Origin of the sequence: Sunxiuqinia elliptica, assembly GCF_900113005.1 — a bacterium.
Taxonomy (GTDB): Bacteria; Bacteroidota; Bacteroidia; order Bacteroidales; family Prolixibacteraceae; genus Sunxiuqinia; species Sunxiuqinia elliptica.
This window is the reverse complement of the sequence record NZ_FONW01000001.1, coordinates 687844-709013: the sequence shown is the minus strand read 5'-3', so window position 1 is coordinate 709013 and position 21170 is coordinate 687844. Positions and strand designations below refer to the sequence as shown.

Below are 21170 nucleotides of genomic sequence, written 5' to 3'. Positions count from 1 at the left end.
TCATTGGTTTCTATTAAGTAATAAGGCTGCTAAACATCGAAATGTTTAATGCCCTATTCTCAAATTTCTAACTCAAACCAGCTTTCTTCCAATAAGAGAGCAATTTGATCCTTCTTTCTGATACTTGAGAAAGGAATGGGGTCAGCCGGTTTTTTCAGGAGGTTGTCTTCCAATGTCAGCATCCACCAGCCAACATCATGCCATCGCTCAAGCTTAAAGCCAACCTTGTGATAAACCGTTAGCTGCTTAAATCCAAAAGCCTCGTGAAGAGCTACACTTCCGGGGTTAGGCAGGGTTATCACACCATAAAGTTGGACATATCCCTGCATTTTTGCAATACCAATTAATGTGTTGTAAAGGTGTCGGGCAATATTTTTTCTTCGGAACTGGGGATGAATGTATACCGAAGTTTCCCTATTCCAGCGGTAAGCGGCACGACTACGATAACTGGAAGCATACGCATAACCAACCACCTGCCCCTTATACTCGCAAACCAAAAACGGATCCTGAAGCAAAATGGCTTCGATCCGATTTTTTAACTCCTCGACCGTTGGCACTTCTTCTTCAAAAGTAACAGCGGTATCGGTAATAAAGGGCTTATAGATCTCCAGAATTTCTGGAGCATCTTCCAGCTTGGCTATGCGTATGCAACATTTATTTTCCACTGAATTCCATCAAGTAGGCTTTCATAAATCCATCAATTTCACCATCTAAAACAGCTTGAACATTCCCTGTTTCGTAGCTGGTGCGTACATCCTTCACCATTTTATATGGCTGCAGCACATACGAACGAATTTGCGATCCCCACTCAATTTTCTTCTTCTGCGACTCCACTTGCATTTCCGTTTCGCGGCGTTTACGAAGCTCCAGCTCATACAACTGAGATTTCAGCAAACGCATGGCATTTTCTTTATTGGCTAACTGCGAACGGCTTTCGGTATTTTCAATGGTAATACCTGTAGGAGCATGCCTCAACCTCACCCCTGTTTCTACCTTGTTCACATTTTGTCCTCCTGCTCCTCCCGAACGGAAAGTATCCCAGGTAATGTCTGAAGGACTAATTTCAATTTCAATTGAATCATCAACCAAAGGAGCAATAAAAACAGAGGTGAAGGAAGTCATTCGTTTGTTTTGCGCATTGAAAGGCGACAAACGAACCAAACGATGAACACCATTTTCGCTTTTGAGGTAACCATAGGCATAGTCGCCTTCGAACTCAATGGTGCAGCTTTTCACACCAGCCTCATCGCCAGCATGAAACTCGGCAACTTTAACTTTATAGCCTGACTTTTCGCCCCAGCGTATATACATACGCATGAGCATGTCTGCCCAATCATTACTCTCGGTTCCCCCGGCTCCTGCATTTATCCGCAAAATAGCTCCCAGTTTGTCTTCTTCTTTCCGAAGCATATTTCGGGTTTCCAAGTCTTCGATATAGCCCAAGGTTTTTTCGTACTGCACATCAATTTCTTCTTCGGTTGCCTCTTCAGCCTCGAAAAATTCATACAGCACCTGTAGATCATCAACGGCCTGATTAACTTTATCAAAACCTTCAATCCACACTTTTATTGAACGAATCACCCGCATTTGCTTCTCAGCTTCCTTCGGGTTATTCCAAAATTCCGGATCTTGTGTTTTTAATTCTTCTTCTTGTAATTGTAGTTTCTTTGAATCGTAGTCAAAGATGCCTCCTCAGCGCATCCCGGCGCTCTGCAAGCTCTTTTAGCTGCTCATTCTGAATCATAATTCTTCATTTTAGTTGTTCACAAAAGTAGCAAAACACCGGAATTAATCAATAAAAAAACGGGCACCCACCTCAAGATAGATACCCGTTCTTAAATTCACATATTCGGTGATTATTCTCCCCAAATAATTGAAATTTCATTGATTGCTTTTGTCTGCAAATTAATTCCTTGTTGACCGCTCTCATACATGTAAGCATCCAACTCTACACGGAAATTTTTTCCAACAGCAGGAATCGTTCCATTTAGCCAACCAGCTGTGCTAGCTTTGAAAGAATATTCTGTCATATCACCTTCACCAATAGCTCTGCTTGGGCTGAAAACTAGCTTGTCCTCTTCGTCATACACTTTAATAACGAAATAATCGGCATCTTCAATTTCATTCCAAGTAAGTGTTGTTTCTTCTTTTTCTTCATCGTACGAAGCTTCAATCAAATCTGTTGGATAAATAGCATCTTCAAACAACTTATCGCTTAGTTCTGCCTCTTCGCCTGACTCAGCAAGTACGGTGAAATTGTAATCACCCAATACTGGTTTTTCTGATGTAAACTCAGCTTCTGGTGTTTCATAGTAGAAATCGTATGAGTTGTTAAAATAAGGCTCCAAAGCGAAAGAAGCCTCTGCATCATTGGTCAATTTTACATCAACACTCGTCATCGCTTTATTACCAAATGCATGCAATGCTAAACCGTACAATGTATCTACCTGACCTTCGTTTTCTACTGTTTTTGTAACGATGAATGCATCTGCATAAGGATCAAATGCAATATCTTCTGATTCGCAGGACACTAGTCCCAAAAAACCTGCAGCTAGTGCAAGTGTGACAATTTTTCTCATAGTCTTCAAATTTCTATTTATTTTTGTTCTTAACTACTGAATGAAGATGAACAAAGTTCAAAAAGGTTGCGGACATTTTCTATTTTTTTTCATTTTCATCTAAAACTCGCTGAGGCATAGCTCCATTTCAAAAATAAAAATATATCTTTGCGCCACAATTTTAGAATTGTTTTATCAATTTAAATTAAAATCAAATGCCAGCAAAAATCAGATTGCAGCGACATGGTCGCAAACGTTACGCTTTCTACCACATTGTGGTAGCTGATAGCAGGGCACCACGAGATGGTCGTTTTATTGAAAGGATTGGATCTTATAACCCAAACACAAATCCTGCTACGATCGATCTTGATTTTGATAAAGCTTTAGACTGGCTTACAAAAGGTGCACAACCAACAGACACTGTAAGAGCTATTTTATCTTACAAAGGAGTATTGTACAAGAAACACCTACTTGGAGGTGTTGCAAAAGGTGCTTTTGACGAAGCAGAAGCTGAACGTCGTTTCGAAGCTTGGTTAGCTGATAAAGAAGCGAAGATTCAAGCGAAGAAAGATCGTTTGTCAAAAGATGAAGAAACTGTAAAAGCACAAATGCTTGAAGCAGAAGCAAAAGTGAATGCCGACCGTGCAGAAGCTATTGCAAAGCGCAATGCTGAATTAGCAGCTGAAGCTGAAGCAGCCAACGCTCCTGAAGAGGAAGAAGCTCCAGCTGAAGAAGCAGAAGCTACTGAGGAAACTCCAGCAGCTGAAGCACCTGCAGCCGAAGAACCAAAAGCTGACGAAGAAGAGAAAAAAGCTGAATAAGCATTCTCCGTTCTATTGTTGAAATAGAACAGCAAAGAAATAGAAAGGGCTGAACAATAATTGTTCAGCCCTTTTTCTGTCTTAATTTCTTATGTTCTTGCTTAGAGCAAAGCATCAATTTTCTCAGCTAATGCGGCTTTTGGAGCTGCTCCAACGTGCTTATCAACTACTTCTCCGCCTTTGATAAACAAAATTGTTGGAATATTCCGAATACCGAATTTCATCGCTGTTTCCGGGTTGCTGTCAACATCTACTTTTGTAACCAACAACTTACCTTCGTAGTCCTGAGATAATTCCTCAACAACAGGAGCTACCATCCGGCAAGGACCACACCATTCTGCCCAAAAGTCAACTAAAACGGGTTTGTCTGATTGCAAAACCACTTCCTCAAAGTTTGCATCATTTACTTCTTGTGCCATAATTCAATATTGTTTTAAGTATTATTCAATTGCTTGCTTGCAAAACTAATTAATTTTAAAAGTCAGCAAGTCGTGATCTCTTAAAAAGTTCTCTAACTCATGTGTCATTTCGACGCGAGTATTTCTTGAAAACAGGCTAACCATACTTTTTGTTTCCTTATCCCAAACATTAAATCGAAGCAAGGCCTTTCCCTTATTCTTAAGGCTCATACTTTCAATCTCCTGAATCAATTCGGGGGTTACCGCATTGATCGACATTTGAAGCGTTACCGACTTAACATTATTCTTCCGAACTTCGGACAATAGTTCAATACTTCTAATTTTAAACTCCAATTGATCGGAATTAAACCGAGGCTGAACCTGCCCTTTAATCATTAAGAAAAGTCCATTTTTACAGTATTTGGAAAACTCGACATAGTTCTTCCCAAAAAAGAAAAATGTATGCGAGTCCATGTAGTCCGACAAGGTCATGGTACTAAAGTGCTTCCCGGTTTTACCAATCGCCTCCCGACTTTCCGTCACCATGCCCGCAAACGTAAGCTCACGCCCACGCAAAGCTTCAATATTATTATTCAGATCTTTTAAGGAAAATTCCCGACTTGTGAAGTTCTCCACCTCCAATTTGTATTCGTCCAGCGGATGCGAAGACAAGTAAATTCCAATCAAGGCCTTTTCCTTTTCTAGCAAAACAATTTTAGGCCACTCTGGAGATCCAGGGATATCAGGTGTTTTTACAGCTTGGGCCGACATTACCTCGCCAAACAAAGATTGCTGCGCATTATTACTTTCCAGCTGCATCTGGTGCCCATACCGAATGAGCCGCTCAATAAAGGTGGGTTCATTCTCTACAACAGAGGCAAAAAATTGCGCTCGTTTTATCGTACCAAAACTGTCAAACGCTCCAGCCATCGCCAAAGCTTCAATATTCTTTTTATTAACCGAATGCAGGTTAACCCGCTCTACAAAATCAAAAACAGAAGTAAACAAACCGGATTCACGTGCCTTAACAATATCGGTAACAGCTCCTGCTCCAACCCCTTTGATGGCAGCCATTCCAAAACGAACATCACCTTCCTTGTTTACCATGAACTTCAAGAAACTCTCATTCACATCAGGTCCAAGAACATTGATTCCCATTCGCTTGGACTCCTCCATCAACTTGGTAATATCAACAATATTACTCAAATTTCGGCTCATGTTAGCCGCCATAAACTCGGCAGGAAAGTGTGCTTTCAGGTAACCTGTTTGATAAGCAATGTGTGCATAGCAAACCGAGTGCGACTTGTTAAATGCATAAGAAGCAAAAGCCTCCCAGTCTTTCCAGATTTTCTCAATCAGCACATCCGGCTCTTTCCTGACCTGCTCGCAGCCTTCAATAAATTTGGGGTTAGCCTTACAGCCATCGATAAACTTCACTTTAAGCTTATCCATCATCGCTATAATCTTTTTCCCCATGGCCTTACGCAGCGAGTCCGAGTCACCTCGGGTAAAATTAGCCAAGTGCCGCGAGAGTAACATCACCTGCTCCTGGAAAACCGTAATTCCATAAGTGTCCTTCAGGTACTTCTCCATCATCGGATGATCATACTCTACTTTCTTGCGCCCATGTTTACGATCAATATAATCCGGAATATATTCCATTGGCCCAGGGCGATATAAAGCGTTCATCGCCACCAAGTCCTCAAAACGGTTGGGTTTCAGATTCCGGAGGTGCTTCTTCATCCCCGGAGATTCAAACTGGAAGATGGCAGTGGTATCTCCTCGGCTAAAAAGCTCAAATGTTTTGTCATCATCGCCCGGAATAGCGTCAATATCAACTTCCAAACCTCTGGACAAGCGAATATTCTCAAGAGCTTCCTTGATGATTGACAAGGTTTTAAGCCCCAGGAAGTCCATCTTCAGCAAGCCAATATCCTCTACAAAACGACCATCATATTGCGTCGTATAAAGTTCTTCTTCTTTGGTTGGCATCAATGGAACATGCTCATCCAAAGGATCACGGCCAATCAATACCCCGCAGGCATGCACCCCTGTTTGCCGAACCGACCCTTCAAGCGTCTCAGCGAATTTGAGCGTATCGGCCACCAGCGGAATATCTGAGTTCTTTTCTCGCTTAAGTTCTGGGCTTTCCTTGTAAGCCTTGACAAAGCTCATTTTAGGAGCTTCAGGCACTAGCTTAGCTAAGCGGTCTGCCTCTGGTAGCGGCAACTTCAATACACGAGCCACATCTCGAATGGCCAACTTGGTAGCCATAGTTCCAAACGTACAAATATGCGCAACCCGATCCCGCCCGTACTTTTCGGTCACCCAATCCAACACCAACTGCCTTCCGTCATCATCGAAGTCGATATCCACATCGGGCATGGAAATACGATCCGGGTTTAAGAAACGCTCAAATAGTAAGTCGTGCTTAATCGGGTCAATATTGGTAATCCCAACACAGTAAGAAACTGCTGCTCCCGCAGCAGATCCACGGCCGGGACCTACGAGCACTCCCATTTCGCGAGCGGCGTTGATAAAGTCTTGCGTAATCAGGAAGTAGCCCGGAAAACCCATCGTTTTAATGGTATTCAACTCAAACTCCAAACGCTCAACAATGTCTTGCGGAAGGGGATCGCCATATCGATAATCTTCTTTCGCGCCTTCAAAAGTCAGGTGACTCAGGTAGTCAGCTTCAAGCTTAATACGGATCACCTTATCATAGCCACCTAAGCGCTCAAAAGCTCCATCCTTAAATTCTTCTTTTAAATCCTCTTCAATGTAACGTCCCTTATATTCTTCTTCCGTTCCAAACTCTTCAGGAATTGGAAAGAAAGGCATAATGGGAGCAGAGTTCAATTCATACTCCTCAATCTTATCTGCAATCTCTTGCGTGTTAACCAATGATTCCGGCACATCGGCAAACAACTGATTCATTTCGGCAGTTGTTTTAAACCACTCCTGTTTGGTGTAGCGCATCCGGTTAGGATCATCAATATCTTTCCCTGTATTCAAACAAATCAGGAGGTCATGCGCATCAGCATCTTCTTCATTGATAAAGTGAACATCGTTGGTCGCAATTACTTTAACCTGGTGTTTTTCAGCCAGCTCTAGAATTACTTTGTTAACCAATACCTGATTCTTATAAACATCCTCATTTCGCTGCGGATCGTCTGACTTATGTCGCTGTAACTCTAAGTAATAATCTTCGCCAAACACCGACTTAAACCACTCTATAGTCTCCTCGGCCTCCTCGATGGCATTATTCATAATCTTTTGGGCAACTTCTCCCCCAAGGCAAGCAGAAGAAACCACCAGGCCTTCACTATACTTTTCAAGAATCTTCTTATCGATACGAGGTTTATAATAAAACCCTTCGTTGCTGGCAATCGAAATCAGCTTTATCAGGTTCCGATAACCTTTCAGGTTCTTAGCCAATAGAATGAGGTGCTCCCCCGAACGGTCAACTTTATCTTTTTTGTCTTCGATATTCCGGGAGGCGACATAAGTCTCACATCCCAAAATCGGTTTTACCCCCTCGCGCTTACAAACATCATAAAATTCTTTTATCCCGAACATCATTCCGTGGTCGGTTAAGGCCAAAGCCTTCATCCCATCTCCCTTCGCTTTAGCAACAAGCCCTTTAACGCTTGCAGCCCCGTCCAGAATTGAATATTGTGAGTGTACGTGTAAATGTGTAAAAGGTATCATTATCAATGCGTTTTATCAATCTTCAACTTCATCTTTCCCCGAAAAATTTAGCAGCATAAAATTACGTTTTTCAGCCGGCAACAAAAACCCCTGTTAATAAAAACATGATAAGTGAAAAAGGGTTCTCCATCGAAAAGAATACGAGCGACATAACGCCTACTCGCGAGCTAACAACTGGCTAAGGACTTCAAAAATCAGATTCCCCTCAAAGCCTCTCCCCTGGGCAAACCGAAACAGCTTCGCTTTCCGTTCTTGCTCACTCCCAGCCTTTAAACCTCTGTTCTTTTCTTTTAGCAAGCGTTCCAGCAAGTCTTGATAATCCGACTCATCAATTTCGGTCAAGGCTTCATCAATCAATCGCGACTCCACTCTTTTCGCTCGCAAGTGATTGCTTATTTTTAACTTTCCCCATTTGTTAAATCGAAATTTATCTCGCACAAAGCTACGGGCAAACCGTTCGTCATCGATATATTTCTCTTCCTTCAGTGCATCCAAAACCGGAAACGCCTCATCCTCTGTCAATCCCCATTGAATAAGTTTCTGAAAAATATCTCCTGAACATTTTTCGTAGCGACTACACAAATTGGCCGCACGCTGAAAAGCTTCTTGCTGCTGATTCTGCATGGTTAATCTTCATCCATTTTGCCGACAAGATACAACTCGATTCACGAAAGGCAAAAGATCCTGCTTTTATGATTGAGCACTACTCCTAATCACATCGTCATGCTACTTTTAACTCCGCCATGCTCCACCGAGTAACCTTCAAGCCACCACTCCTGCATTTTGCTTCCACTCAAAGACACAAACAAGCCTGTCATTGATAAATATCAAGCAGCCATTGCAACCGACTTGCCAACCATAGCCCTAATTGACTATACAAACCGGGCGAACTAAAAGAGCTACAATTAATTTACAATCTTAACTTTTGTATGAAAGAAAGTTAATTTCATATAACATTCAACTGAAATAAATGCAAAAAACTTATATTTGGTTTCCAAAAAAAGAAAGCTACGACAGCCCAAAATACTCACACGATGCAAACTAAACACATAGGTTTTACCAGCAAAGCATACGAGAAAAGAGTGAATAGAGCTTAAAGTAGCATCATTCGATTTTTTGAAAGAAACTTTCAAGGCAATTCCTTCTTTTTTGGGAATTAATGAAAATGGAGTTGTCTGTTGTTTACATTGTTTTAAAATTTGTAACGGGGAGTCAGCTGGGAATACCCAGCTGCTTTTAATATATTAACTATGAACGATATCAATAAAAAGAGGACAGGAAACCTTATTTCCATCCAAGATTCGTTGGTGAAAGCCCGATTCTTCGATGATGTGATAATGGGTGAAACTGCTGAAATTGCCGTTGATGGAAAGTTCCTCCAGGCGGAGGTTTTGCAGATATTGCCTGATCCCAAAAATGCCGATGCAGGTATTGTAGAAATGCAGGTTTTCGAAGACTTAACCGGTGCCAAAATTGGGGATGAAGTCGTGTTTAAAGGTACGCCTTTATCCGTATTGTTGGGACCTGGGCTTTTAACCAGTGTCTGGGATGGACTTCAGAACCCTTTGTACAAGTTAAGTGAAGAAGATGCTTATCTAAAGCCCGGCATGAATGCTCCAGCTTTAGACGAGGAAGCATTATGGGATTTCACGCCAAGTGCCAAAGTTGGTGATACAGTTACTGGCGGTGATGTCATTGGCTCGGTCCCTGAAGGCAAGGTGGATCATAAAATATTGGTCCCATTTAGCTTTGGACCTTGCAAAGTGGAAAGCATCATCGAAAAGAGTTCCGTTAATATTACTCAGCAAGTGGCTGTAGTAGTTGATGAATTAGGTAATAAACGCGAGCTGAAGCTGGCTTTTCGTCAGCCTGTAAAATCGCCTATTCCATTTAGGGAACGATCGATACCAAAGCATCCTATTTCAACCGGCACACGTGTTATCGATTTATTAGCCCCAGTAGGCTATGGCGGAACAGTAGGAAACCCCGGCCCTTTCGGCGCAGGAAAAACCGTACTACAACACTCTCTTTGTAAATATGCTGTTGCAGATATCATTATCATGGCAGCCTGCGGTGAGCGCGCCGGAGAGGCCGTAGAGGTATTTAAAGAATTTGCTGAGTTGGAAGACCCAACGACAGGTGAGTCTTTAATGAAGCGTATGTGTATTTTCGGTAACACCAGCTCGATGCCCGTAGCGGCTCGTGAGGCTTCCGTATTTATTGCGCTAACAGTAGGAGAATACTACCGCTACCAAGGCAAAAAGGTTGTGCTATTAGCCGACTCAACATCTCGTTGGGCGCAAGCCTTACGCGAACGCAGTGGTCGTCAGGGAGATATTCCTGGTCCCGAAGCCTTTCCAATGGACATTCCCGATCAGATTAAAGGGATGTACCAACGTGCCGGTGAAGATTTAGGCACTAAAGGTTCATTGACCTTTATTGGCACTGTATCGCCTGCCGGTGGCAACTTCCAGGAACCCGTAACGCAAGCAACAATGGACTCGACCGGTGGTTTCTGGGGACTGTCGCAAGACCGTGCCGATGCGAAGAAATACCCGGCCATCGATCCTTTGGTGTATACCACTTCTGTTTATGACGGCTTTGTAACGTGGAAAGATCGGCAAAAAATGCTAAGTACGCTTAATGAAGCGAATGATATCGATCAAACGATCAGTACCATTGGTTTGAAGAAAGTGCCGGTAAGCAATTATGTCCAATTTCAGAAAGGATTAACAATTGACTTCTGCGTGATGCAACAGGATGCTTTTGACAAGGTAGATGCCTGTACTCGTCCCGAGCGGTTAGAGGTTATCAACCGAGCGGTTCAAAATTTAATTGATAGCGATATTTCTTTTGAGGCTGACGGCATGGATGATGAGCAGTTGAAAGAGATGATCAAGCATAAGTTTGATGAGCTGCGCCAATGGTGGAAAGACTGGAATTACTCAGCGACAACCGAAGAACAATTGGCTCAGTTACCAAACGCAATTGATAAATTTATTTTACAGGAGGAATACGCCGTATGATCAGGAAGGAAATAAATAAAATAAGCGAAGTCGGCAAGGCTCTTATTTCGGTTGAAGGTAATCCCGGAGTAGCACTCAATCACGTAGTGGAACTTTTAGAAGCCGAATCGGGTCAAAGTTTGTCATTCGCCAAAGCCATCAACATTACTGAAGATTCTACACGTTTTCAGGTATTCAATGGCACTACAGGCCTAAGCACCCGTACCAAGATTCGTATGCACGAAGTGCCGTTAACAGCAGGTTTTTCTACTAAAATGCTGGGGCGTAGCTTCGATGGCTCCGGAGCAGTAGCCGATGGTGGCCCGGAGATAATTTTTGAGAAAGAGGTATCCACTCGTTTAGATACGCTAAACCCAACGGTGCGTAATGTGCCTAAGCAAGCTTTATGGACAGGTATTCCAATGATTGATGTATTCAACACATTGGTAAAGTCGCAAAAGATTCCAATTTTTGCCGGGCCTACAGAGCCTTACAACCGTTTGCTCTCACAAATCGCGCAGGGTGCTCAGGCTGATGTCATCATTTTTGCCGGTATTGGTTTGAAGTTTGACGAGTACCAGTATTTCAAAGATCAGCTCTCTCAATCGGGTAACATCGATAAAACCATCATGTTTACCCACTTGGCTGGTGACTCGCAGATTAAAGGTTTGATGTTACCGGATGTGGCCTTGAGCGTAGCGCGTGAATTTGGAGACCAAGGTAAAGATGTACTGGTGCTGCTAACCGACATGACCAACTGGTCAAACATCTTACGTAACGTTGCCAATTACCAAGATATGATTCCTTCTCTTCAAGGGTATCCTGGTTCATTGTATTCTGAACTGGCAAAACGATACGAGGTAGCCGCCGATATTGAAGGAGCAGGCTCTATTACCATTATTGGTGCAACAACTCTGGAATCACTGGAAGATCCGGTACCTGATAACACAGGCTACATTACCGAAGGTCAGTTTTTCCTTGAAAATGGTAAACTCAAGTTAGCACGTTCACTCTCGCGTTTAAAACAAGGAGTGAATGGCAAAACACGTAGCGATCACCGCGCAATTATGACTGCCATGGCCTCTCTGCTGGCCGATGCCGAAAAAGCGCATGAAGCGTCAGAAGTAGGTGCAGCAAACGATCCTTACTCACAAAAACTATTGCGTTACCGTACCGACTTTATCGACAATATTGAAGAACCATTTGGTGAACCGATTGAGCTGGAAGCAGCCCTGGATAAATGTTGGGCCATTCTTAAGCGCCATTTCGATCCGACCGAAACGGGGCTCAGCAAAAAACTGATTGAAGAGTATTGGGATAAGAATTAAGCGGTCACCTTTTAAAAAGTTAAAAAATGCACAATAATAACGAAAACCTGGAAGGGATAGTTCTGAAGCTGAAAGAACAAGGCATTAATGCCGGAGAAGCTGAAAAACAACGCATTGTTGAAGAGGCTAAAAAGCAGGCTGAAGAAATTATTTCGGCGGCTGAAGCTAAAAAGCGTTCAATCATTGAAGAGGCAAACAGCAAAGCCAGCCAAGCCGAAAGAAATGGACAAATGGCCTTAAAGCAAGCTTCGCGCGATATGCTTGAAGCCACCAAGGTGGCAGTTCTTAAATATATGGAATCAATTTTTGGTGGTTTGAGCGAAAGCTTATTCACCCAAGAGCAATACCTGCAAGAGCTGACCCAAGCGGTTGTAGCATCAATCGAAGGCAACAAAACGGTATCGATACCTGCTGAAACGTTAAAGGCTATGGAAGCTTTTATCACTAAAGCAGGATTAAAAGACGAAGTTGAGCTGCGTCCATTGGCCAATAGCGAAGCCAAAATCGTAGTACAATCACAAGAGAATAAAGGAGTGCAATTTGTATTGAGCGATAGCGACATACAACAAGCCATGTTTACTTTGCTAAATAAAGACTTGGTTGAACGCATAACCAAAAGCCAGGAGGGCTAATCATGTCGAACTTGGTTTATTTAATGTGTAGTTTGCCATCGCTGAAGTTTGGACAGGTACCGCCCATCACCATGGATGAGTTTACCGAGGATGCCCAAAGTCAACTGTCGGCAAAGCACTTTAAAAAACTCGAGCCGGTGGATATTTATAAATCTACCGATTCGGAAGGAAAGGTGAGTTTAAAAAACATTGCCGTGATGCTGGAGGAGATGAAGGATGATATCTCGGAACTCCGATCGGCCAAAGCTCAACGACGACCCCCCAGCTTAATGCGACTTCCACTTTCGGTTGTTAATGCCAATCCATTAGAGCGCGAAAAGCTAATCATGCGATGGCAATGGGAAGAACTCGACACCATCGTGGCCGGCAAAACATTTACCTTAACAGAGGTCATGGTTTATAAATTGCGTTTGCAGATTTTAGATCGGTTGAATTCCTTTGATAAGGAGCGTGGCTCACAGGTATTGGCGTCGGTGGTTAACCCACCTAAAAAGGAGGAGGAATAATGGCAGGAGTAAAAATAAAATATACAAAAACAGAACGTGCCCGACAGAAGAAAATTCTGAAGGTGTCGCTGCGGATGCTGCCTTTGTTCGAAGCTATGGAGAAGTCCTTGATGTCAACAATTAACACAATTGCTGAGCGAATCGAGGAAATTCGACAGGTAATTGAAAAGAATAACAAAAAAGCTGAGCCTTGGGTAGCAGTAATGAGTGACTCGCACGTAGATATTACGTCGTTTATTTCGGTTAACAAGATTATCACCAAGCATATTGATGTGGCAGGTGTACGCGTCAACCAGTACGAAGGAGTGGATTTTAAGGTGGAACCTATCCAGGCCGATACGCCCTTATGGGTAGACGATGCCATTGAGCTAATGAAAGAACAGCTACAATTGATGGCTGAAATTGATTGCTTGGAAGAGCAGATTCGTTTGCTCGAAGAAGAGCTTCTGGATGTTCGTGCCCGAATTAAACTGTTTGAAAATCGTCGTATTCCAAATGCAAAAACAGCCATTCGTAAGATTGGTCAGAAACTGCAGGATGACGAGCGCTTGACGATTGCCACGGCCAAAGTGGTTAAAACCAGTCAAAAGGAAGGAGCAATGGTATGATTACAAAAATGAAAAAGACACTGCTCTTTATGGCGCATCCGACCAATGACATGCAGGATGACTTGACGGCTCTTGGACGATTGGGCTTAATGCATATATCTCCATTTCAGCCAGCTAAGGATGAATCGATTGAACGCGTTCAAAGTCGTATCGAACAACTGGAGAAAGCCATCTCTATATTGGATAATTGTGATGACACAGATGCAACTTCATCCGTGAAAGTTGACGATTATACCCATCAGGAGAGAGGTGAAATTGCCTTGCTGGAAAGAGTGCTTGAAACCAATAGAACCAATAAAGAGCTGCAGAAACAAATCGCTGAACTATCAAAAGATAAGCAGTGGTACGACAGCTGGGGGAATATCTCATTGGATGACATTAAAATCATCAATAGCAACGGTATTTTCCTAAAGCTTTACGAAATACCTGAGAAGGATTTGAAAGACATCCGCACACAAGAAAATGTGCAGATCGTAGGTCAATCCAATCGTGTAGCCCAAGTTGTGCTGCTATCTGAAGATAAAGAAGCTGCTTTGAACTATCACCCCATAGAGCTTCCGGGTAATTCGCAGAAAGAAGTGGAGCAGGCTTTAAATGATAAGACTGCTAAGTTGAGCTCAGGCAAGCAACTGTTACTTCAGCTGAGTGCTCAAAGGGAACTACTAGAGAACGCTCTAGACGAAAGAAAACGCCGTTTAAAGGTGCGTACAGTGCAATACGGTGGTATTGCTTTTCATGAAAAAGTGCGTTGCTGGGAAGGCTATGTGCCCGAAAGTAAAGTAAGCGATGTTACCGAGGCGGCCGATAAAAACGGATGGGGATACGTAGTCAGCGACCCTCAACCTGATGATTATGATTCCGTACCCACCTTGCTGCATAATCCCAAATGGACAGACAAAATTAAGCCTGTTATGAACTTCATGGGACTGGTGCCGGGCTATGACGAGATTGATGTATCAAAAATATTTTTGGTCTTCTTTACCTTCTTTACCGGCATATTAGTGGGTGACGCAGGTTATGGACTCATCTTTTTTGCTCTAACTCTTCTAGCCCACTGGAAGTCCGGCTTTGTCAAGAAGATTGAGTTTGGCTTGTTTTATACACTTTCGGTATCCATCATGCTATGGGGAGTTCTAACTGGCACCTATTTTGGTGCAGAAACCCTTGCCAATATTCCGTTTTTAAAACAACTACAAGTTAGTCAGTTGGCTAGTTTTGGTGGCGATAACCTGAGGATACAACAGTTTATGTTTTTGATCGGTGCAGTCCATTTATCCATCGGTCATATTCAAAAAGGATTGAAATACATCAATACCGTATTGGTTATTGCCCAAGTTGGCTGGGTAGCCATTGTTTGGGGACTCTATTTTATGGTGAACAAAATGGTATTGGCCATTCCTGCCCCCGAATTTATGCCTTGGTTATTTATCGGAGGAGCCATCTTAGTAGCCTTATTTTCAAGCCCCGGTCAACCTCTTCTGAAAGGAATATTATCTTCTTTAGGAAATTTGCCTTTGAATGTGATTAATGGCTTTTCTGATGTTATTTCATACATTCGCTTATACGCTGTTGGTTTGTCAACAGTCCTGATGGCCAGTAGTTTTAATGATATGGCTATTGGAGATGGCATTACCACCATTGCCTCAGGAGCCCTTGCCGTAGTGGTGCTTATTCTTGGCCATGCGCTAAACATGGCACTCGCCGCAATGGCAGTACTGGTTCATGGTGTGCGATTAAACATGTTGGAATATTCAGGCCATGCCAATGTTGAGTTTTCGGGTAGTGAATACAACCCTTTTAAAATAAATAAAATCTAATAAAATTATATACAATGACATTATTGACAGTAGTAAACGGATTTGGTGGCCATGCCATCGCTTTAGGAATCGCCGGAGTAGGTTCAGCAATCGGAACCGGAATTGCAGCCATGGGTGCCATGGGGCTTTGGAAACAATCAATTAAAGATAAGAAGAAGTTACCCGCTTTGGCATTAGCAATGGTGGGCATGCCTTTAAGTCAGGTAATTTATGGTATGATTTTCATGAACAGCCTTATTGGTGCCAACCTGAATCCCGATAGCTATATGAACCAGATGGTTTTTGCGCTATTCGTTGGTATTGCAATTGCTGCATCGGCCATTATGCAGGGACGTGCAGGTGCTGCCGCTTGCTCTAACTTAGCCGTTGATGACAAGCAAGGAGCCGGTATGTACATTGCTGCTATGGGTGTTATTGAAACAGTGGCACTGTTAGCCATGGTATTTGGAATGGGCGCTATTCCAAGTGCATAGAGGTGAAATTGCAGGATATGACGATAAAGAAGAGGCTGCCCATTTTTTTGGACAGCCTCTTCTCTTTTACTGGAGCCAGACTGTAGTTGCGGAATAAAAGTCCAACAAGCTATGCTGCAGATGATCATTATCGTGCGGACACAATCACGCCCTTGACACGACTTCGATTCTTGCCCTCTTTTAATACACTGCTTTTGTTGGCTCTTACTGCAGTACAAAACTTATCGGGACACTGAATGCTACCCGAACAGGCTTCCCCTGCTGCCGGCCCGGTTTCCAAATCGGCAGGCTGTTAACCACACGCAAAGCTTCTTCATCTAAAGCTGGATCAATGCTTCTTATCACCCTGGCATTTGAAACACGACCATCTTTTCCAACAACAAAAGAGACATAAACCTTTCCCTGAATCCCATTTTCCTGTGCAACGACAGGATACTTTATTGCCTTGGCAATAAACGTACGCAAAGCCAATTCCCCGCCAGGAAACTCAGGCATTTCCTCCACAATATAAAAGATCTGAGTCTCTTCTTCCTTTTCTTCAGTTTCATAAGTCGCAACAACAGGAGCTACATCAATCTCGGTCTCCTCATCGGCTTCTGTATCTTCAATTTCCAGTTCGTCTTCAATCTCAACATCATCCTCAACAATATTGAGCACCTCAACGACCCTAGGAGGCGGGGGTGGTTCAGGTGGTTTTACCTGCTCCTGTCTGGTAATGGGAATAATCTCGTTCTCAACATCCTGAACAACAACTGTTCCTATGCCTTCTACTTTTTTAACATTTGTTTTTACTTCAAATGCAAAAAAACAAATCCCAAGAGCCAGCACCAACCCAAGCTCGACAAACAAATTTCGGTAACGATTTAAGTCGCAATATGGATACTTCTTGGTTTCCATAATTTCTGGCTTTTTAAAAATGATAATCGAGCAATTTTAGCGTTTCGTAAAGCGTAACTTAGACAAGTATATCAGGAGTAAGTCTTTCCTTTTTGGGAAGAAATGAACACAGTTCATGAGTGGAAAACAATTCCAGAAAAATAACTTAATTTTCAATAGGATATACGAATAAGACGAATCCCTTGTTTCCTTTTAGCTCGAAAAACAAACCTAATCCAGCGGGCTCACATTCCTTCGAATCGATACTTGATATGATCTGATCAACATTCAGAAAATAAAGAAGGAGAACCAATAACTTGATTCTCCTTCTTCTTGTAGCGGGAGCCAGACTCGAACTGACGTCCGGCAGCTGCCGGATAAGAGCCCAACGAGCTACTCGGAGCTTAATATTATTGTGCGGATATAGTCACGCCCTTGATGCAACTTTAACTCTTTCTCTCTTTTCAATGCACTGCTTTTATCTGGAAACTCTTCACGGTGAACCAAGCGCCATGGTCGATAATGTCTGGTCCAACCTTTGGGCAAATGATTGTGCGCATAAACTCGCTTTTCAAGATCGGTAGTCATTCCTACATAAATCTTGTCATAAGAAGCAGAATATAAAACATACACATAAAAAACCATAGGCTGAAAAATAAAAAAGGAGAACCAAAAACTTGATTCTCCTTCTTCTCTGTAGCGGGAGCCAGACTCGAACTGACGACCTTTGGGTTATGAGCCCAACGAGCTACCAACTGCTCCATCCCGCAATATATCTTAACTAATCTTAGTATCTTTTGAACGTTCATTCTCGGCTTCCTGCCTCAAATGCGGTTGCAAATATAAGAGCTATTTTTTGATATCCAAAATCTTTATCACTTTTTTTATTTATTTCTCTCTCGTTAAAAAGTCTTAATTTCGAGGCTTGGCAATAGGCATTCATCGAATTGTTTATAATTTTGTTGCTGCAAAATCAGGAAATGGCAAAAAAGGAACAAAAAAAGAAACTCATTGAAAAACTCAAAAACCGTTATCGGCTAATCATTTACAATGATTCGACCTATCAAACGGTTTGGAGCATGAAGCTCACCCGCATTAAGGTGCTCACAATCGGAGGCCTGGGCGGCTTTCTATTGATCCTGTCCACCGTTTTGATTATTGCCTACACCCCTATTCGGGAATTTATTCCTGGTTACCCCTCGGCAGAAGTCCGGGAGATGATTGTTCAGAATGCCATCCTTGTCGATTCCTTGGAAAAACAACTTCAGGTTAGAGATAACTACTTTGAAAAGATCAAAGCGCTAATCCAAGGAGAAGTGCCCCAGGAGCCCGATTTTATTGCAGACACCAGCATTCCTTCAAATTCACTGCAGATCAATCACTACAATCACGATTCGATTTTCAAGCAAAAGATTTTAGAAGAACAGCTGGACTTGTCCATTCAAAAAGAGCGGCCGGGTAATAACAACATTTCTAACCTTCACTTTTTTGTTCCCCTAAAAGGGATGATCACCAACAAGTTTGACAAGCAAACAGATCATGTTGCCGTTGATGTCGTTGGTCTTCCAAATTCACGAATTTCAGCTGTTCTGGATGGTACGGTTATTTTTGCAGGCTGGACCGTTGATACGGGCTACATTATCTACCTGCAACATACCAGCGACCTGATTTCAGCATATAAGCACAATGCCGAACTCCTTAAAGAAGTGGGAGACCACGTAAAAGCAGGAGAAGCAATTGCAATTATGGGAAACACAGGAGAGCTTACCACCGGCCCCCATTTACATTTTGAACTTTGGCACCGAGGCATTGCTCTCGATCCAGAACAATACATCGATTTTTAACTCATCGTATGAAAAAGCGCATTGCCATTCTTGGATCAACCGGATCAATCGGGACTCAGACTCTGGAAGTTATTGAAGAGAATCCCGAGCATTTTGAGGTGGAAATTTTAACCGCAAACAACAATATCGACTTATTGGTAGAACAGACCAAAAAGTTTCAACCCAACATGGTTGTGGTTGCCAACCATTGCCGCTATAAGGCGCTTTGCGAAGCATTAAAAGACGAGCCTGTCAAAATTTTCGCTGGCAAAGAAGCTCTCGAGCAAGTTGTTCAACTTGAAACCGTGGACGTGGTTGTTACCGCCATGGTTGGTTATTCGGGCTTATTGCCAACCTTAAAAGCGATTGAAGCCGGCAAACACATTGCTCTGGCCAACAAGGAAACCCTCGTTGTTGCGGGAGAAATCATCACCCGGGAAGCGGTCAAAAATAAAGTCAACATTTACCCGGTTGATTCTGAACATTCTGCTATTTTTCAATGTTTAGCCGGGGAACATATGAATGAAATTGAAAAGATTTACCTGACAGCTTCAGGTGGCCCTTTCCGAAGTTTAACCGAAGAACAACTGCAGAAAGTAACCAAAGCCGATGCACTAAAACACCCGAACTGGGAGATGGGAGCAAAAATCACCATTGACTCGGCAAGCATGATGAATAAAGGGTTTGAGGTTATTGAAGCAAAATGGCTTTTCGATCTGAAACCCGAACAAATTGATGTTATCGTTCACCCTCAAAGTATTGTGCATTCGATGGTTCAATTTCGCGATGGCTCAATGAAAGCTCAAATGGGGCTTCCGGATATGAAACTGCCCATCCAATATGCGCTAAATTTTCCGAAGAGACTCCCTTCTTCATTCGAGCGGTTCAACTTTTTAAACTACCCAAAACTCACTTTTGAACAGCCAAATACAAAAAAATTTCGTAACCTTGCACTCGCCTATGAGGCTTTAGAACAGGGAGGAAACCTTCCGTGCATTCTAAATGCCGCCAATGAAGTCGTCGTTCAGGCATTTTTGAAAGAGAAAATTCGTTTCGTGGATATGCCCGACCTGGTTGAGGCCAGCATGCAACAAGTTACTTTCATAAAAGATCCGGTTTTGGATGATTATATTCAAACCGATAAAGAAACTCGATTGTTAACATCTTCGTTGATTAAACAACGAAGTAAAAATTAGACGCTAAAAAAACATGGAACAAGTACTTATAAAAGCAGCCCAATTGCTCCTCAGTTTATCCATCTTGGTGGTGCTACACGAATTTGGTCACTTTGCATTTGCCCGGCTGTTTAAAACCCGTGTCGAGAAATTCTACCTGTTTTTTGATCCTTGGTTTTCTCTTTTCAAAACCAAACGGGGAGAAACAGAATACGGAATAGGATGGCTTCCGCTCGGGGGTTATGTCAAAATTTCGGGAATGATTGACGAATCCATGGATAAAGAGGCCATGTCACAAGAGCCTCAACCTTGGGAATTTCGATCAAAAAAACCCTATCAACGTTTATTGATTATGCTTGGAGGTGTGATGATGAACTTCATCTTCGCCTTCATTATTTATATTGGTGTGCTCTATGCTTGGGGAACACAATACCTTCCAACCGAAAACGTAAAGTACGGAATCTCGGTGCATGAAACCGGAGAAGCCATTGGCCTTCAAAACGGAGACCAGATTTTATCGGTTGATAATCAATACATCGAAGATTTCCAAAAAATCATGCCAACAGTTATTCTGGAAGGAGCTAAAACCATTCAGGTGTTGCGTGATGGACAAAAAGTAGATGTTGAAATTTCAGACGATGATTTGGCTTTACTCATCAAAAGCAGACAAATAATTTCTCCAAGGTTGTTTTTTGCTTTTGAAGCAGGCAAAATTCAAAAGGGCTCTCAAGCAGAGCTGGCTGGTCTTCAAAAAGGAGATGAATTTAAAAGTGTGAACGGACAAACGTTTACTTATTACGACCAGTTTGCCCAATACCTGCAAGCACATGCCGGTCAATCGATAAACTTGAATGTCTTGCGTGATGGTGTATCCAAAGATATTCAGGCTACAGTTTCGGAAGAAGGAACACTTGGTTTTAGCGTTGCTTTTCTAGAAGAAGCAAGTAGTTTCTTAGAATTTGAGACCATCGAGTATGGCTTTTTTGAGTCTATTCCAGCGGGAATAAAACGAGGCGTAAATACCGTTAAAGATTACCTGAAACAATTCAAACTAATCTTCTCGCCAAAGACCAAAGCATACGAGTCGTTGGGTGGTTTTATCGCCATTGGAAATATTTTCCCTGGAGTCTGGGACTGGCATTCCTTCTGGAACATGACCGCCTTCTTGTCAATCATCCTGGCTGTCATGAACCTGTTGCCTATTCCTGCACTTGATGGCGGACACGTTACCTTCCTGCTATACGAGATTGTATCGGGCCGTAAACCAGGTGATAAATTCATGGAATATGCTCAAATCACAGGAATGATTATCCTCTTGACTTTAGTATTGTATGCCAATGGGAATGACGTTGTCAAACTAATCAATCAATATTTTTAATCCACAAATTAAGAAGCAATAAATTTTTCCTACTTTTGTAGAAACCATTAAACTTTGGACT

At 42.5% G+C, this 21170-nt stretch carries 19 protein-coding genes and 1 tRNA gene; 11 read left to right on the top strand and 9 right to left on the bottom strand.

Annotated features, from left to right (window positions below):
• Window positions 1-59: 59 nt before the first annotated feature.
• From BM156_RS02905 to BM156_RS02895, 3 genes are all read right to left on the bottom strand, one after another.
• Entirely contained in the window at window positions 60-665 is a 606-nt protein-coding gene (locus BM156_RS02905; RefSeq protein ID WP_212733390.1) for a GNAT family N-acetyltransferase, read from the bottom strand.
• A protein-coding gene (gene prfB, locus BM156_RS02900) for a peptide chain release factor 2 (RefSeq protein WP_139218193.1) occupies window positions 655-1744 on the bottom strand; the annotation gives its coding sequence in 2 pieces (ribosomal slippage) (window positions 655-1680 and window positions 1682-1744; 1089 coding nt in all). The genes BM156_RS02905 and prfB overlap by 11 nt, the downstream gene beginning before the upstream one ends.
• 112 nt (window positions 1745-1856) lie before the next feature.
• Window positions 1857-2579 (bottom strand): hypothetical protein, encoded by a 723-nt coding sequence (locus BM156_RS02895; RefSeq protein ID WP_093918314.1) that lies wholly within the window; start codon window positions 2577-2579, stop codon window positions 1857-1859.
• Between the two features lie 194 nt (window positions 2580-2773).
• On the opposite strand from BM156_RS02895, the gene BM156_RS02890 reads away from it, so the two are divergent.
• Window positions 2774-3379 (top strand): 30S ribosomal protein S16, encoded by a 606-nt coding sequence (locus BM156_RS02890; protein ID WP_093918313.1) that lies wholly within the window; start codon window positions 2774-2776, stop codon window positions 3377-3379.
• A 101-nt stretch (window positions 3380-3480) separates the two neighbouring features.
• Here BM156_RS02890 and trxA read toward each other — a convergent pair whose 3' ends face one another.
• The 3 genes from trxA to BM156_RS02875 all read right to left on the bottom strand — a co-directional run bounded on the left by trxA (window position 3481) and on the right by BM156_RS02875 (window position 8112).
• Entirely contained in the window at window positions 3481-3798 is a 318-nt protein-coding gene (trxA, locus tag BM156_RS02885) for a thioredoxin (protein WP_093918312.1), read from the bottom strand.
• A gap of 45 nt (window positions 3799-3843) precedes the next feature.
• Entirely contained in the window at window positions 3844-7488 is a 3645-nt protein-coding gene (gene dnaE / locus BM156_RS02880) for a DNA polymerase III subunit alpha (RefSeq protein WP_093918311.1), read from the bottom strand.
• A gap of 156 nt (window positions 7489-7644) precedes the next feature.
• The gene (locus BM156_RS02875) at window positions 7645-8112 is read right to left on the bottom strand and encodes a regulatory protein RecX (protein ID WP_093918310.1); all 468 of its coding nucleotides are present in this window, start codon (window positions 8110-8112) and stop codon (window positions 7645-7647) included.
• Window positions 8113-8738: 626 nt separating this feature from the next.
• On the opposite strand from BM156_RS02875, the gene BM156_RS02865 reads away from it, so the two are divergent.
• From BM156_RS02865 to BM156_RS02835, 7 genes are read left to right on the top strand one after another with little or no spacing between them, the layout of a single operon-like run.
• Window positions 8739-10514 carry a V-type ATP synthase subunit A gene (locus BM156_RS02865; protein ID WP_093918308.1) on the top strand — a complete coding sequence of 592 codons (1776 nt, stop codon included), beginning with the start codon at window positions 8739-8741 and terminating at the stop codon, window positions 10512-10514.
• Window positions 10511-11821, top strand: a complete 1311-nt coding sequence (locus tag BM156_RS02860) for a V-type ATP synthase subunit B (protein WP_093918307.1) — start codon at window positions 10511-10513, stop codon at window positions 11819-11821. Before BM156_RS02865 ends, BM156_RS02860 begins: the two co-directional genes overlap by 4 nt.
• Window positions 11822-11847: 26 nt before the next feature.
• On the top strand, window positions 11848-12453 hold the full coding sequence (locus tag BM156_RS02855; protein ID WP_093918306.1) for a hypothetical protein: 606 nt from the start codon (window positions 11848-11850) through the stop codon (window positions 12451-12453).
• A 2-nt stretch (window positions 12454-12455) separates the two neighbouring features.
• A complete protein-coding gene (locus BM156_RS02850) occupies window positions 12456-12959 on the top strand; it encodes a DUF2764 family protein (protein ID WP_093918305.1) in 504 nt (167 codons plus the stop codon).
• Entirely contained in the window at window positions 12959-13567 is a 609-nt protein-coding gene (locus BM156_RS02845; RefSeq protein ID WP_093918304.1) for a V-type ATP synthase subunit D, read from the top strand. Before BM156_RS02850 ends, BM156_RS02845 begins: the two co-directional genes overlap by 1 nt.
• Complete coding sequence (locus BM156_RS02840) at window positions 13564-15384, top strand: V-type ATP synthase subunit I (protein ID WP_093918303.1); 1821 nt, start codon at window positions 13564-13566, stop codon at window positions 15382-15384. The genes BM156_RS02845 and BM156_RS02840 overlap by 4 nt, the downstream gene beginning before the upstream one ends.
• Before the next feature lie 14 nt (window positions 15385-15398).
• Window positions 15399-15857 (top strand): hypothetical protein, encoded by a 459-nt coding sequence (locus BM156_RS02835; protein ID WP_093918302.1) that lies wholly within the window; start codon window positions 15399-15401, stop codon window positions 15855-15857.
• A gap of 204 nt (window positions 15858-16061) precedes the next feature.
• On the opposite strand, the gene BM156_RS02830 is transcribed toward BM156_RS02835, so the two are convergent.
• From BM156_RS02830 to BM156_RS02820, 3 genes are all read right to left on the bottom strand, one after another.
• Complete coding sequence (locus BM156_RS02830) at window positions 16062-16754, bottom strand: energy transducer TonB (RefSeq protein WP_093918301.1); 693 nt, start codon at window positions 16752-16754, stop codon at window positions 16062-16064.
• A gap of 372 nt (window positions 16755-17126) precedes the next feature.
• Complete coding sequence (locus BM156_RS02825; RefSeq protein WP_093918300.1) at window positions 17127-17378, bottom strand: GIY-YIG nuclease family protein; 252 nt, start codon at window positions 17376-17378, stop codon at window positions 17127-17129.
• A 52-nt stretch (window positions 17379-17430) separates the two neighbouring features.
• Window positions 17431-17503: transfer RNA gene (locus tag BM156_RS02820), tRNA-Met, on the bottom strand.
• 210 nt (window positions 17504-17713) lie between these two features.
• On the opposite strand from BM156_RS02820, the gene BM156_RS02815 reads away from it, so the two are divergent.
• Genes BM156_RS02815 through rseP form a run of 3 tightly spaced genes read left to right on the top strand, consistent with a single transcriptional unit; the run spans window position 17714 to window position 21109 of the window.
• The gene (locus tag BM156_RS02815; protein ID WP_093918299.1) at window positions 17714-18577 is read left to right on the top strand and encodes a M23 family metallopeptidase; all 864 of its coding nucleotides are present in this window, start codon (window positions 17714-17716) and stop codon (window positions 18575-18577) included.
• Window positions 18578-18585: 8 nt separating this feature from the next.
• Window positions 18586-19752 (top strand): 1-deoxy-D-xylulose-5-phosphate reductoisomerase, encoded by a 1167-nt coding sequence (locus BM156_RS02810; protein ID WP_093918298.1) that lies wholly within the window; start codon window positions 18586-18588, stop codon window positions 19750-19752.
• Between the two features lie 13 nt (window positions 19753-19765).
• Window positions 19766-21109: an RIP metalloprotease RseP gene (gene rseP / locus BM156_RS02805; protein ID WP_093918297.1), complete on the top strand. Its 1344-nt coding sequence runs from the start codon at window positions 19766-19768 to the stop codon at window positions 21107-21109.
• Window positions 21110-21170: the final 61 nt, after the last annotated feature.

What these genes read in the sequence shown, in the direction of transcription:
- BM156_RS02825 (WP_093918300.1), bottom strand. Translation starts at nt 17,378, where the DNA reads ATGGTTTTTTATGTGTATGTTTTATATTCTGCTTCTTATGACAAGATT.
- BM156_RS02835 (WP_093918302.1), top strand. Translation starts at nt 15,399, where the DNA reads ATGACATTATTGACAGTAGTAAACGGATTTGGTGGCCATGCCATCGCT.
- trxA (WP_093918312.1), bottom strand. Translation starts at nt 3,798, where the DNA reads ATGGCACAAGAAGTAAATGATGCAAACTTTGAGGAAGTGGTTTTGCAA.
- BM156_RS02865 (WP_093918308.1), top strand. Translation starts at nt 8,739, where the DNA reads ATGAACGATATCAATAAAAAGAGGACAGGAAACCTTATTTCCATCCAA.
- BM156_RS02890 (WP_093918313.1), top strand. Translation starts at nt 2,774, where the DNA reads ATGCCAGCAAAAATCAGATTGCAGCGACATGGTCGCAAACGTTACGCT.
- dnaE (WP_093918311.1), bottom strand. Translation starts at nt 7,488, where the DNA reads ATGATACCTTTTACACATTTACACGTACACTCACAATATTCAATTCTG.
- BM156_RS02830 (WP_093918301.1), bottom strand. Translation starts at nt 16,754, where the DNA reads ATGGAAACCAAGAAGTATCCATATTGCGACTTAAATCGTTACCGAAAT.
- BM156_RS02815 (WP_093918299.1), top strand. Translation starts at nt 17,714, where the DNA reads ATGGCAAAAAAGGAACAAAAAAAGAAACTCATTGAAAAACTCAAAAAC.
- BM156_RS02875 (WP_093918310.1), bottom strand. Translation starts at nt 8,112, where the DNA reads ATGCAGAATCAGCAGCAAGAAGCTTTTCAGCGTGCGGCCAATTTGTGT.
- BM156_RS02810 (WP_093918298.1), top strand. Translation starts at nt 18,586, where the DNA reads ATGAAAAAGCGCATTGCCATTCTTGGATCAACCGGATCAATCGGGACT.
- rseP (WP_093918297.1), top strand. Translation starts at nt 19,766, where the DNA reads ATGGAACAAGTACTTATAAAAGCAGCCCAATTGCTCCTCAGTTTATCC.
- BM156_RS02850 (WP_093918305.1), top strand. Translation starts at nt 12,456, where the DNA reads ATGTCGAACTTGGTTTATTTAATGTGTAGTTTGCCATCGCTGAAGTTT.
- BM156_RS02845 (WP_093918304.1), top strand. Translation starts at nt 12,959, where the DNA reads ATGGCAGGAGTAAAAATAAAATATACAAAAACAGAACGTGCCCGACAG.
- BM156_RS02860 (WP_093918307.1), top strand. Translation starts at nt 10,511, where the DNA reads ATGATCAGGAAGGAAATAAATAAAATAAGCGAAGTCGGCAAGGCTCTT.
- BM156_RS02855 (WP_093918306.1), top strand. Translation starts at nt 11,848, where the DNA reads ATGCACAATAATAACGAAAACCTGGAAGGGATAGTTCTGAAGCTGAAA.
- BM156_RS02840 (WP_093918303.1), top strand. Translation starts at nt 13,564, where the DNA reads ATGATTACAAAAATGAAAAAGACACTGCTCTTTATGGCGCATCCGACC.
- BM156_RS02895 (WP_093918314.1), bottom strand. Translation starts at nt 2,579, where the DNA reads ATGAGAAAAATTGTCACACTTGCACTAGCTGCAGGTTTTTTGGGACTA.